A 14,454-nucleotide genomic window follows, 5' to 3' on the forward strand; every position below is an offset into this window, starting at 1 on the left:
ATCATCACGCCTGATACAGTTCCTGTTCGTAAGCCCCTAAATTTGCCAGACTTCAGATTCGCAGTTATCCACGACACCCTTGTCTTTAGCTAACACTCCTACTGCTAAGCGTGTTTGGAACTCTAACCCTATAGTCGATTGCCATGCCGGCGCACCAAAAAAAAAGAGTTCCAATAATTTGGAACTCTTTTTAATAAAATTCAGTTGATTTACCAACCTGCGGTTTGTGTCAACTTAAATCCTTTTTCTTGATATTGTGTAATTTGTGCCTGTCCAACTGGCGCCAAATAAGCACGATCGGTAAAGGCATTTCTATTGGCTGCATTTTCTATTACCCAGTACCCTACCATCTGAGCTGCATTGGTACCATCATAGGTAACAATTGTTCCATCGGTTTTTTTAACCTTTGTTCTACCTCTTAAAGCAGTTGTTAAAGTTGATGGCAATTCTACAGGGAGGTTTACCCAAGGACCTAAGAAATAATCGGCATTATTGTTAAAATTCATGTAATCTAATTTCTTCCAGCGTTTTAAATCTAAAAGGCGTGTATGCTCAAAAACAAACTCCATACGTCTTTCTCGACGGATTTCCCATATTAAACTTGGCACATCAAGATCACGTGCAGGATCTACCGGAAGTGCTGCCAAAGATAACGGTGCTGTCTGCTGAACACCTTTTGCAATAGCTGCAGCATCTAATGGTCTTTTTCTTATTGCATTGATGGATCTATCTATATCGGCCTGAGTAACAGCAGTACCGCTATAATATTGTGCTAACACAGCTTTGGCCTCTATCCAATTTAAAACCACTTCAGCCAAGCGCATTACTGGTGCATCGCTTGTATTGGTATTGCTTGCCCAAGCAGGTGGATATGTTTTCCCAATATAAGTTAGTGCTTCCCTTGAGGCAAATTTAAAGCCGTACAATAAGGTTGCTGAAGATGCTAGTGGCTTTTCGTAAAATGACGCTTCAAAACGCGGATCCCTTGTTTTATCCAAATCTGCGATGGTAAACGAACTTGCGTTTGAAACTGCAGAATTTTGCCAAACTTTCCCATCATTTGCAATAAATGATTTGATTAGCACTAGATTTGCATCTACTCCTACAACTTCTGTACCGTTTTGGTAAGAGCCGATACTATGTGTTATCGTTGCGGCTGCATCATAAGTTCTGTACATCAAAACCTCTGGATGACCTGCTAAACTTTCAGATGAAAATATTGATTTAAAATCCCTGGTAAAACTGTATTTGTTACTATTGACTATATATTGAGCGGCCTCAACAGAAAACTCAAGATACTTCTTCGCTCTAGCTGGATCTAATCCATGATAGTGCTGGTAAGTTCCTTCGAACAACATAAACCTAGAAATAAAAGCCGCAGCAATGTATCGGTTTAAATTTTGAGTGCCATCATTTTCACGCATATTTGCCAGAACGAATTTAAAATCGTCATAAACTTTATCCATTACTACACCTCTATCATCCCTATCCTTATAAAGCATTTGTAAATCAGTGTCAGATAACTCTGTATCAAAATATGGTACGTTGCCAAATACGTTTACCAAACGGCTGTACTCATATCCTCTAAAAAATCTGGCTACGGCACTCCAATGGTTGTATGCTTCAGTAGTTAATTTAGGCTTTGCTACATTATCTAAGCGGTTAATCATAATATTAGATTTCCTTATCCAGGCAAAATCCCAGGTTGGCCCTGAATATTGGCCCAGCCAATCTGCAGCGGTAGTGGTAGTGCCACCTACGGAAGAACCACGTGAGCTTGGAACACTACTTTCGAATGATGATTGAACATTTTTCGAGGTTAAATCATCGCTGAATGTGTAGCCTCTTACTGGCGTGTAATCTACAGTAAAACCAGTTGCATAGCCATTAAAATAATTAGGATAATAACCATTGGCATATAGACGAATATCATCCTCCCCACGCCAAAACTGACCGTCAACATAGGTAGTTAATGGCGGGCGATCCAAAACATCCTTTTTACATGCTGTTAAGAGCAGGCATGTTATTGCTAAAGTATATATTAACTTAAAATTTTTCATTTTAATCATTTTTAAAAATTCAACTGAAGACCGAATGATAGTGTTTTGAATGCAGGAATGGCCACCCCGGTACGCCCGCCGTTATAATTGGTACTGTTAAACAAAGAATAACCATCAATATATTCCGGATCTATCGGCAAATCGCCCAAATGATCCCAAGTAATCAGGTTCTCTGCAGCAACATAAACCCTTAAGGAACGAACACTAACTTTCTTTAATAACGATTGTGGTAAAGAGTAACCAACTGTTAAATTCTTAATCCTTAGGTAGGCCATATTTAGTAGATATCTATCCTGAATTTGCATGTTATTCGTTGTACCACTACCGGCATTATTGTATGCTGCTGGATAAAAAGCATCGGGTGTTTGAGGTGTCCAGTAATTACCTGCAATTGCCTCTGGCATCGCTCCATCTGCAGAATTGAAACCTGCAATAGCTAAGAAACCTGTACCCCAAACCTGACGGCTACCTACACCCTGAAAGAAAACGCTAAAATCGAAACCCTTGAAATCGGCACCTAACCTCAAACCGTATTCGTATTTAGGATTGGAGTTTCCAATCACCTCTAAATCGCCATGATCCGCTAATGTATTATTTCCATTACTGATTTCACCATCACCATTTAAGTCTTGAAATTTAACATCGCCAGGACCAAAACGGAAATTTGCTGTGTTTTGTAAAAAGGGTTGATAAACTGGTTTTTGCCCATTTGGCCCCGCTTTTAACTTGTAAGTTTGTTTACCTGCATTTAAACGACTCTCAGCAGAAGTTAACGTAATTAAAATGGGCTTTCCTGCTCCATCTAATTCAAAGTCGCTTAACTGATATAACCTATCCGTACGATAACCCCAAATTTCACCAATATCTTTACCATTATAATTACTAGTAACAATAGTTCCAGAGCCGTAAGAAGTTAAATTGGTTTTTGAATTTGAAACATTTCCTTTGAAGTTAATTCCAACGCCATTTTCAAAACGGTGATTGTAATCTACAGATAGTTCCCACCCTTTAGTGCTTAACGCACCATAATTTCCTTGTGGTGCGCCAACGCCAAAAGTTAATGGAATTCCTTCTTCAGGAACAATCATATTTTCGGTATTTCTTTTAAATAAATCGACAGTAACATTTAAACTATTTTTAAGCAAGCCTAAATCTAGACCCAAGTTTGTTGTCACGATATCTTGCCATCCAATATTAGCCTGTACCGCAGAAGGTGTGCCTACATAATTTGCTCTGGTGCCTGTTCCATCTATCCATGTAGATTGCCCGCTTGCCATTGTAGCAATATATAAGCTGTTTGGAACTGTTTGGTCTCCAATTTTACCCCAAGAACCCCTAAATTTTAACAGATCTAAGGCTGGTTTAGTCCACGACATAAAGCTTTCTTCACTAGCTACCCAGCCTGCAGAGAATGACGGAAACCATCTCCATTTTAGATTTGTTGGAAATTTTGAAGAACCATCATAACGTAAGTTTCCTTCAAGAAGATATTTGTTTTTGTAAGCATAGTTTACACGGCCAAAATAACCGAGCTGAGCTTCCCAAAACCTATCTCCCGATACCGTTTGCGTGCCAACACCAAAATTAAATTGTGGGTTAACAATATCTGTTAAATTGGTAATTTGAGAACTTTGCCATTCTGTATTTGCAGTTACCCGGTTCAGACCCAAAATAAATTTGAAATCATGGTTTTCTTTAACTCTTAGATTATAGGTTGTAAAAGCGTTAATAGTATTGTTGTTATAATTAGTTGCTGTTCTTGCAAAATGATCAGGATTTGTACCAGCAGCAGTATAGGTATCAAGAGAAAGATCATATGCTGCAATGGCACCTGCAGCAGTACTTGACACGACCTGACCTTGATCATTAACATATATTTGATTTCCAGAAGCATCTACACGTAGCTTTGGGGCCACCCATGAATTCCTAGCTGTAAATCGTGTTCCCGGTCTTTTCCAAAGCTCTTCTTGATTGGTAAAAGTGTAATCAAAATCCACTTTCCAGTTTTTCATGATGTTAATTGTAGAACCCAGATTGAAATTCATGTAATTTTGTAAAATGTTAGCGGTATTGGCCGCGGCTACTTCACTTTGGGGGCTACGGATAATATCTCCATTTTCATCGTTACCTAGTGGGTAAATTGAGCTCCATCTATAAAGGTATAACCATGGATCGGCGGTTGTTGAATTCGTTGCATATGCATATTCCTTATTCCGTCTGGAATATAGTGCCCCACCGCGAATGGTAATGTATTTGTTAATTTCGCTAGATACTTTTAGAGAAGCGTTATACCTACTGAAAGCATCAACTTTAGCTGGCTTCATCATGCCACTTTGATCCAAATATGCTAAACCTAAATTGTATGACGTTTTGCCCGTGGTACCTCCAATTGATAGGTTTTGTTGTTGGGTTGGAGCCCATTCTTTAACCATATAATCATAAGGATTGTAAGTTCTTACACCCATTTTTTGTCCGGCACCTTGAACATACCAGTCCCTGCCAAAAACCGTTGGATCATTTGGGCCTATAGTACTGCCATATTTCTCTTTCCATGCTACGGCTTTTTCATAACTTGCTCTATCTACGTAATAGAATGCGCCTTGAGGTGTAAAGCTTCCTACTCGTTCAGCGGCATCTACAGTATATTTAAGCCCGTTAACATCTGCGATCTTTAAATCCTTCCAAACATTTTGGAAAGAGAAATTATTCGAATAGCTAATTTGTGGTTTATCTGTATCTGACCCATTTTTAGTGGTAATTAATACAACACCAAAGGCTCCTTTGGCACCGTAAATGGAAGCTGCGGCTGCATCTTTTAAAATTGTGATGGAGGCAATATCATTTGTATTTACTAGTTGGATGCTTGGAATTTCAACATTATCTAATAAAATTAATGGCGAGCTTGTGCCTTGAAATGAAGCCAGTTGACCCCTTATTTTAATGATTGGATCGGAACCTACCTCACCACTTGGTATGACAACACTTAAACCAGCTGCAGCACCTTGCAAACCTCTGCCAGCATCTGCAATTGGCCTGCCGATTAATGTCTTGTTTACGTCAATTGTAGATACAGCCCCGGTCAAATTTCCCTTTCTTTGTGTACCATAACCAACTACAACAACGTCATCCAAACCTTGTGCATCTGTTTTTAAACTTAAGTTAATGGTATTACCTGTAACAGTCCTTTCGGCAGTTAGGTAACCTACGTAAGAAAAGACTAATACATCATTAAGAGAAGCCTTAATTGAATAGTCTCCAGTAGTATTAGTTTGTACGGCTGTAGAGCCTCCTTTAACCCGAACAGATGCGCCAGGTATAGGTCCGTCTTCTGACGTAACCCTACCAGTAACGTTTATTTGTTGCGCAAAAGCATGAGCCAGCAACAAAAACGTACTGATAAAAAATAGTAGTAATTTTTTTTTCATAAACTCCCAGTAATGTTTAGTAAAAGTTTTGTTGTTTGTATTAGTTAGTTTGCCAAAAAAACACGCAAAATACCGCATGTTTTTCATTATTAAGCTAATATCATAAATGTTTTTCAATAAAAGAACAAACATCTAACATTTTTATTTTTGTTACACAGTATATAATCGCAAAAAACCGCATAAACACGCATAGATTTGGAAATAATTTCTACATTAGTGTAAACCAATCATAAATATGCTCAAAAAAGAACGACATGATTTTATCATGCGACAAATCAACTTACACAACAGGGTGCTAACATCTGATTTAGTTCAACTACTAAATGTTTCTGAGGATACTATTAGAAGAGATTTGCAGGAATTGGTTGATCAGGGACTTCTTTTTAAAGTTCATGGCGGCGCTTTATCTAAGTCTTACCATTCGTCATTTGATGATAGTACCGTTTATGCAAGGGATAGCAAAATTATAATTGCTAAAAAAGCAACTAGCTTGGTTAAAGATGGTATGGTTGTTTTAACAGGTGGCGGAACAACCATATTGGAATTTGTAAAACAATTACCCGAAAACCTGGAAGCCACTTTTTTTACACTAAGCCCTCTGGTAGCAGTTGAATTAGCCAAATACAACAATGTTGAGGTAATATTAATTGGTGGCTTATTTTCTAAGAATTCACAAATCACTTATGGTGGGCATGTTATTAATCAACTATCAGAAATTAAGGTTGATTTGTGCTTGATGGGAACCAGCGCGATTCATCCTGAAGAAGGATTAACCGATACAGATTGGGAAATTAATCAATTGAAAAAAGCAATGTTGGCTGCTTCAAAAAAATCGGCTGTTTTATGTATTTCAGAAAAGCTAGATATTTCTTTAAGACTAAAGGTTTGTTCGATTGAAAGTATAAGTTATTTGATAACCGAACTCGATAAAAATGATGAGGCGCTATCACGGTACTTGGTTAAGAACTTGAATATCCTATAATTAAAAACGGCCCCGAAATAGGGGCCGTTTTGCTTCTTAAAACGCCGGATCTGTTGGCGTATTTGGGTTGTTATCTCTTTCCTGGAAAGGATAAGGGAAAAAGTTCCTCTTTCTATCCGTTAATGGCTGATTAAATCTTCTCATATCTTCAAGTTTTAAGCCCGACATGTAAAGTTCTATACAGCGATTTTTATAAATCAAATCTAATAGTTGTTGCTGTGTATAAGTTCCTGTTAAGGCAGGTAAACCAGCCCCAACACCAAAAGGATCTGCCACAGCCGTTTTCGTAACTACTTTATTCAATTCAGTTAAAGAACTAGTTAAGTCTGGAGCCGCCTGGCGAGCATAAGCCTCTGCTTTAATTAGGGTAATTTCTCCTGGTAAATAAACTGGAATTTGTGTAAAAGTTGCTGCACCGAAACCGTTAATGCGAACAGTTGTATTAATTACCGTGTAAAAAGGGATTCTGGCATCATTGGCGTCTGGCACATTAGCACCAGTTTGTCCCAAACTTATATTTTTTGGTTGTATTACGTTATTTGTAGACGTCGCAATCTCAAAAATAGGATTCAAATTTAATGCATCGTATGTAAAAGTAGAGCGCTTTGTTAAATCAACCAAGTTTGCGGCAGTTAAGGCAAGACTATAATTACCAGCAAATAAAGCATAACGAGCTTTTAATGCATTTAGAGTATTTGGGATGTCGATACCTGAAGGGATATTACTAAAGAAAGCCGTACTTACTGGATTTGCAGAAATTACAGCTAAAGCGTTGTCAATTACTGCAATTGCTTTTGTATAACCTTCAACCCTTGAAATAAAAGAAACATTTTGACCAATGCCCGATGGTATTCTTTCCCAATATTCAGATAGGTTACCTAAAGCCAATGCTTTAAAAATACTGGCATGAGCTATTAAACCTGCTGCATAATTCTTATCAGGTAGGTTCGCTGCGTTAATAATTACATTGTCTGCGTCGTAAATAATTTTGTTTGAGTTAGCCCAAACACTTAACAATACAGTATTGGTTCCATCAACCTGTACACCGCCAGCAACAAGCCTTTCTTCATTAGTATTACCTGTATTTATTGATATTAACTCATTAGTTGTTAATCCGTTTAAGGTAATTGAAGCGTATAATACTCCAGCTCTGGTGGTTGAGTAATTTTTTTGTAAACCAACGGTAACACCAGTTAATCCTTTAGCCGAAGTTAACACATCGCCACTCGTGGCAGCATTGGGATTTAGGTATTCTTTGGTACAAGCAGCTAGAAATGTAACTGATGTAAGCAGAAATGCATACCCTATATATTTTGATTTTAAATTTTTCATAACAATTAAGTTTTAGTATTAGAATCTTGCTTGTAAACCTAAAGAGAAAGTACGCGGAATTGGCACTGAACCAAAATCGATATTCCTTAAGATTGTTGATTGCCCACCAGAGTTTAACTCAGGGTCGTAACCTTTGTAGTTATCCCATGAAAATAAGTTTCTACCGCTTAAATTAACTGTTAAGTTCTTGATAAACTTTACCTGCCCAATGCTGTAACTTAATGAAATCTCTCTTAATTTAACAAATGAGCCATCATCAATACGCCATTCTTCCACATTGTATGCACCAGCTACATAACCCCTTGGCAATTGACCAAGCTGTTCTGCTTCGGCAACTTTTCCATTGCCTACACCTTGGCGGGTTCTCCAGTCTGCATTCCAAACATCACCTCCTTGCACTGCATCCAATTGTATATGTAAACTTAATTTTTTATAGGTAAAATCATTTACAAAGGAACCATTATAATCAGGGTTTGGATCGCCAACTACTTTACGTAAAACATTGCCTGTTGGCTGGCCATTGGTTCGTTGTACTTCAAATTCGGTAGCCGATTTTTGGATACCACGTTCTGTTTGTGGAATTCCTTGGGCAGTTAAGAGTAAACTTCCGTCTGGATTTCTGGCAAAGAATGTTCCGTAAAATACACCTACTGGATAACCATCCGTAATAGAAACTGGAGCTCCTGCGTTAGTTGAAATCAATCTTTGCGCACCTGAGCCAACGATTTTATTTCTATTCCTGTTAAAAATCACCGTGGTTGTCCAAGAAAAGTCCTGTGTTTTCAAAGGCACACCTGTAAGCATTAGTTCGATACCCTTATTTTTAAGCTTACCGCCAATATTATCTAATAAACTAGAGAAACCTGTAGTTGGCGCTATTACTACGCCTAATAATAAATCCTTAACGCTTTTATCATAATAACTAAAAGTTAACCCTAAACGATTATTAAAAAATGACATGTCTGTACCAACTTCTAGTTCTTGCTGACGCTCTGGTTTTACATTAGCATTTGCCAATGTTGTTGGAGATGTTAATGCAGTCTTACTATTTAATGCACTTGGTGTATAAACATTAAAACGATCGTAAGCGCCGATACCAGTTAAGTTACCAGATTGACCATAAGCTGCTCTTAGCTTAAATGCATTCCACCATGATGAAACACCTAAATTTTTCCAATAGTCTGCAGATGATAAAACATAACTTACATTTGCTTTTGGATAGAATTGAGTTCTATTATCTTCACCAAAAACAGTTGATTGATCTACCCTGATTGCTCCCGTCACAAATAAATGATCTTTATATTTAAAGTTTTGTTGTACGTATGCTCCACTTATCGAAAACTCTGAACGACTATCTACATTGGGCAAAACAGTACTTGCTCCATTTACAACCTCTACAAATGGCGCTAAACCACGTCCGTTTAATAAGCTATAAAGATCTTTTTGATATTGATAAGAACCGCCTAACTGTGTTGTTGAACTTAATAGATCAGAAATTTTAGCATCGTATGTAAAATTTAGCTCATTATTGAATAAGGTTGTGGTAGCATTTGCAGCACTGGCATAACCGTTTAACGATGGATCTAAAGTTGGGCCACCTCCATAAAAACCTGTACTAACATTATAAGCAAATGGCGGAATAAATGTTGTTCCATTTTGAATAGAATTATCAACCCCCATTGTATAATCGATAGTTAGGTTTTTAACCGGATTTAATTTTAATCCTGTATTGGCAATAATTCTATTGGTAAATTGGCGCTGTTTAATATCTTCGATTACAGATACCGGATTAACCCTTCCTCTTTCGCCAACAGCTTTCAAATTACCCAGAATATCTCTGGTAAATAAATCATGAAAATTTCCAATAATGGTTACCGAATTCATTGGCGAGAAGAACGAGTTTCCATCGGGTTTCTCATTCGCATCACTATGCACATAATTAAATCCAGCTGTCATTTTAGCCCATTTATTGATTTTTTGATCAAGATTGGCTCTAAAATTCATTCGTCTGAAATCAGTGTTCTTTATTATCCCTTGATTAGAAAAATAGCCGGCAGAAGTGTAAAATTTAGTATCATCATTTCCACCAGATACAGATATAGAGTTATCCGTACCAACACCGGTATGAAAAATGTAATCTTGATAATTATATCTAGTAACAGGGGAGGTTGTTGTCAATGTTGGTGTTAAGACATCTTGCGTTACTAAATCCACCGAACCACCGAATTTTACGGGCGATTGATTTACTTCAATTTGTTTACGTAATTCGCTAATCGTTAAGCTCGTACTAAAACTCACTTGTGGCACACCCGTTTTACCTCTTTTAGTAAAAATTTGTATTACACCTGCGTTAGCTCTCGAACCATAAATTGCTGCAGCAGCGGCTCCGTTTAAGACCTCAATATGGTCAATATCGGATGGGCTGATATCAACCATTCTATTCTGCCCGATACTGCCTACAAAATTTCCTCCATCGTAATTTCCAGATGTATTGGTAACTCTTGTTGTAGAATTATTAACAATTACGCCATCAATAATGTAAAGTGGTTCTGATGATGAATTTACAGAACTTACACCTCTTAAGCGTACAGAAATACCACCTGCCGGATCTCCAGAGTTCTGACTAATTTGTGCTCCAGGCGTTTTTCCTTGTAATGATGCCAATGCATTTCCACTTGGTGCTTTATTTAAATCATCGCCCTTTACGGTACTAACATAACTACCCAATTGTTTACGTGTGGTTCCTTGAGATGTACCAGTTACGATGACTTCATCCAGACCAACTGCGTCACCAGATAAAGCGCCATTTAGCTGAACCTGATCGCTACTGCCCAATTCTACAGTTTGTGTCAATGTTTTGTAACCCACATAAGAAATCTGAATTTGATACTTACCCGCAGATAAATCTACTGCAAAGCTATAGCTTCCGTTTGCTGTAGTGCTTGTTGTTAAAGTTGTATTTAAAATTTTGACTACTGCACCAGGTATAGCATCTTTCGAAGAAGCTTCAGTTACTTTCCCTGTGATGGTGTAGCGCTTAGTTTGCGCATTTGCCATTTCTGCAAATAAAAGCAGCAAAAATGGGATCATCAAAATCGCAAAAAATCTTGGTGACCATTTGAGGTAAAATTTTTCCATAAAATTAGGATTTAGTAAAGATTAGATTAAACAAATTTAGTAAAATACCCAGTAAACAAAACATTTTATTCAGGAAGACTAATCTTTCCCATACAAACAGAAGGTACACCCTTCCTTTCACCAAAGTTTATTGGGCTGCCACAAAGTGTTTCATTTGCTAATACCGCAAAAAGAACGGCTTCTTTTGCATCTGGATTTATATTTAAGTTGCTAGTTGTTATAAAAGTTGAGTTTGGCAACTTAGCTTTTAACAAGCTAACTAATAAAGGGTTATGCATTCCTCCACCACTCATAAAAATATATGCCGAAGCATTTTCGCCGAAGCATTTTTTAATTGCATTAGATATCGTTTCTGCAGAAAAGTGGCATAAAGTAGCCATCACATTTTCTTTTGAAATCGTTTCTGTAGAAGACTTTTTTTGTGCCTCCAGCAAATAATCAAGGTTAAAAAGCTCGGGACCAGTGGTTTTCGGGAAGCCAACTTTAAAGAAATCACAATTAAGCAAAGCCGATAATAGTTCTGGATTCAATGCGCCTGATAAGGCTACTGCTGCATTTTTATCGTAAAATTGATTGAAATGTTGTTGCATATATTGATCCATTAAAGTATTTCCAGGGCCTACATCCGTTGAAAAAATCTCACTGGCTTTTAAAGTTCCGGGTAAATAGGTAAAATTTGCAATACCACCAATATTTAACATTACTCTATCTTCACCCTCTTTAGAAAAGATTAAAAAATCTCCATAAACCGCCAAAGGCGCACCTTCTCCACCTGCTGCTAAATGCTTTTGTCTGAAGTCAGAAAGTGTAATAATTCCAGTTTTAACTGCAATATGATCGCCATCTCCAATCTGCAAAGTTCCGTTAGGATATTCATCCATTTTATGCAAAGATTTTGGTGCATGAAATATCGTTTGCCCATGGCTGGCAATAAAATCTATATCTTCATTTTTATAGCCCCATTCATTCAATGCATCATTTATTAGTGTTGCGTGAATATTTGCCACATGTTCATTCATTAAACATACTAATTGCAAATCAACTTCTTTTTTAGAAAAAATAGCCTTTACCTTGGTTCTGAAATCAGTTGTGTAATCGCTGGTTTTAAATTCCAAGACCTCAATATCCGTATTTGCACCACTTCCCTTTACTTTGCAAAGGGCAATATCCAGGCCATCCATAGAAGTACCACTCATTAAACCAACGATCAGGCGCTCCACTTTTTTTGTTTTAGTATATAGTTTTTCTATTTGAGGATTCATAATTGATTAGTTTTTTTAGTGAAAAATCAAACGTTTGTTTGAGCCTTTAAGCAGATTTTTGGCAAATATTTGCAATAAAAGTAAATAACCTTTATTAAAATTTGGGCATATCTTCCTATATTTACTGCTCCGTACATCATAATCCATACAAAAAAAATGGCTAGATTAAATCTACTGGAGGAGACACGTTTCGAGAAATTACCGGTAAGCGTGTTCGAAAATCCAAAAATTGCTTCTGTTAATGTTGCTCAACGAATCGCAAACATTATCAAGACAAAACAAGCAAACAACACACCTGCAGTACTGGGCTTAGCAACAGGTGTTACCCCAATCGCAGTTTATTCCGAACTGGTTAGACTGCATAAAGAAGAGGGTTTAAGTTTTAAAAATGTAATTACTTTTAATTTGGATGAATACTATCCAATGCAGCCAAATGCGGCACAAAGTTATGTTACGTTTATGAACGAGAACCTCTTCGACCATATCGATATCGATAAAAATAATGTACACATTCCAGATGGAACATTAGCGCTAGAAGACATTCCTGCATTCTGTTTGGATTACGAAAAGAAGATTGGAGATTTAGGAGGGTTAGACATTCAGATTTTAGGTATTGGTCGTACAGGTCACATTGGTTTTAACGAACCAGGTTCTGCTCCAAACTCTGGAACACGCTTAGTTACACTCGACGATTTGACGCGTAGAGATGCTGCTCGCGATTTTGGTGGAAAAAGTTTTGTACCAACAAAAGCCATTACAATGGGTATTGGTACAATCTTCAAAGCAAGAGAAATTATCTTAATGGCATGGAGCCGCAAAAAAGCCTCTATTATTAAAAAGGCTGTTGAAGGTGAAATCTCAGGCGATGTTCCTGCTACCTATCTTCAATTATCAGATAATGTTGAGTTTATTTTAGATGCTCCAGCAGCATCGGAGTTAACTCGCTTTAACACACCTTGGCTAGTTAAAGATTGCATTTGGACCGAAGATTTTATTCGCAAAGCTGTAATCTGGTTGGCAAACACATTAAAAAAACCAGTTTTAAAGTTAACTGAAGACGATTACAACAATAACGGAATGGCTCAACTGGCTACTGAAAAAGGGCCGGTTTACAACATCAATATTCACATTTTTAACAAATTACAACATACCATAACCGGATGGCCGGGAGGTAAACCAAATGCTGATGATTCTCAACGTCCGGAAAGGGCAGAACCAGCCAAAAAACGTGTAATTATTTTCTCTCCACACCCAGATGATGACGTAATTTCTATGGGTGGTACTTTCATTCGATTGGTTGATCAGAAACATGATGTTCATGTAGCTTACCAAACCTCAGGCAATACTGCCGTTTGGGACGATGATGCCTTGCGTTTTGTAGAATTTAATGTTGATTTTACTGAAAAAATGGGACTGGATAATTCGCACCTGAAAGAACTTTATCAAAAGATGAGAACTTTTATCGAGCAGAAAAAACCAAATCAGGTTGATACACCAGAAATCCAAACCGTTAAAGGTTTAATTAGAAAAGGTGAAGCAATTGCTGGCGCTCGTTACTGCGGTCTAGACGACGATCATATTCACTTCCAGGCGCTTCCTTTTTACGAAAGTGGTAAAAACAAAAAAAATCCGGTTACTGAAGCCGATATAGATTTAACTGTAGAGCTATTGCAAAAAGTAAAACCTCAACAGGTTTTTGCAGCAGGCGATTTTGAAGATCCTCATGGAACACATATCGTATGTTTCAATATCATTTTAGCGGCACTCAACCGCTTACGCAAAACAGAAAGCTGGGCAAAAGATTGTTGGTTATGGATGTATCGTGGTGCTTGGCAAGAGTTTGAAACACACGAGATTGAAATGGCTGTACCAATTAGTCCGCAGGAATTGGAGCGTAAGAAATATGCAATTTTCAAACACCAAAGTCAAAAAGACAGAGCTGTTTTCCCTGGCGATGATGCAAGAGAATTCTGGCAACGTGCTGAAGATAGAAACCGAGAAACAGCAAAAGCTTACGACGATCTAGGATTGGCAGAATACGAAGCTATGGAAGCTTTCGTTCGCTGGAAATTTGCAGATTAATTTGCAAGAATTTAAATCAAAACCTGCTTTGTTTGTTCAAAGCAGGTTTTTTTTGTCACAACTTCTAAAATTTTAAAGTTGATACACCCTACTTACTAAATTCCCAGAGAGTCGTCGAAAAATTTTCTTAAACTCAGATCACTTACATGTGAAGTAGAATTATTTTCGTTTAT

General features: G+C 37.4%; 7 protein-coding genes. 2 read left to right on the top strand and 5 right to left on the bottom strand.

Annotation, left to right across the window (positions count from 1 at the left end; translation table 11 throughout):
- Window positions 1-209: 209 nt before the first annotated feature.
- Together ACFOUY_RS04845 and ACFOUY_RS04850 are read right to left on the bottom strand one after the other, a co-directional pair.
- Window positions 210-2,060, bottom strand: a complete 1,851-nt coding sequence (locus tag ACFOUY_RS04845) for a RagB/SusD family nutrient uptake outer membrane protein (protein WP_378959339.1) — start codon at window positions 2,058-2,060, stop codon at window positions 210-212.
- Between the two features lie 11 nt (window positions 2,061-2,071).
- Window positions 2,072-5,485 (bottom strand): SusC/RagA family TonB-linked outer membrane protein, encoded by a 3,414-nt coding sequence (locus ACFOUY_RS04850; protein ID WP_378959340.1) that lies wholly within the window; start codon window positions 5,483-5,485, stop codon window positions 2,072-2,074.
- A 235-nt stretch (window positions 5,486-5,720) separates the two neighbouring features.
- Here ACFOUY_RS04850 and ACFOUY_RS04855 point away from each other — a divergent pair, with 235 nt between their 5' ends.
- Window positions 5,721-6,467 carry a DeoR/GlpR family DNA-binding transcription regulator gene (locus ACFOUY_RS04855; protein WP_378959341.1) on the top strand — a complete coding sequence of 249 codons (747 nt, stop codon included), beginning with the start codon at window positions 5,721-5,723 and terminating at the stop codon, window positions 6,465-6,467.
- Window positions 6,468-6,503: 36 nt separating this feature from the next.
- Here ACFOUY_RS04855 and ACFOUY_RS04860 read toward each other — a convergent pair whose 3' ends face one another.
- The 3 genes from ACFOUY_RS04860 to ACFOUY_RS04870 form a co-directional block, all read right to left on the bottom strand.
- Window positions 6,504-7,799 carry a RagB/SusD family nutrient uptake outer membrane protein gene (locus ACFOUY_RS04860; RefSeq protein WP_378959342.1) on the bottom strand — a complete coding sequence of 432 codons (1,296 nt, stop codon included), beginning with the start codon at window positions 7,797-7,799 and terminating at the stop codon, window positions 6,504-6,506.
- Between the two features lie 18 nt (window positions 7,800-7,817).
- A complete protein-coding gene (locus tag ACFOUY_RS04865) occupies window positions 7,818-10,937 on the bottom strand; it encodes a SusC/RagA family TonB-linked outer membrane protein (protein WP_378959343.1) in 3,120 nt (1,039 codons plus the stop codon).
- 65 nt (window positions 10,938-11,002) lie between these two features.
- Window positions 11,003-12,199, bottom strand: coding sequence for an anhydro-N-acetylmuramic acid kinase (locus ACFOUY_RS04870; protein ID WP_378959344.1), 1,197 nt, complete (start codon window positions 12,197-12,199; stop codon window positions 11,003-11,005).
- 156 nt (window positions 12,200-12,355) lie between these two features.
- On the opposite strand from ACFOUY_RS04870, the gene nagB reads away from it, so the two are divergent.
- Window positions 12,356-14,281 carry a glucosamine-6-phosphate deaminase gene (nagB, locus tag ACFOUY_RS04875; protein WP_378959346.1) on the top strand — a complete coding sequence of 642 codons (1,926 nt, stop codon included), beginning with the start codon at window positions 12,356-12,358 and terminating at the stop codon, window positions 14,279-14,281.
- Window positions 14,282-14,454: the final 173 nt, after the last annotated feature.

It is taken from the genome of Pedobacter jamesrossensis (genome assembly GCF_042650905.1).
Lineage (GTDB): Bacteria > Bacteroidota > Bacteroidia > Sphingobacteriales > Sphingobacteriaceae > Pedobacter > Pedobacter jamesrossensis.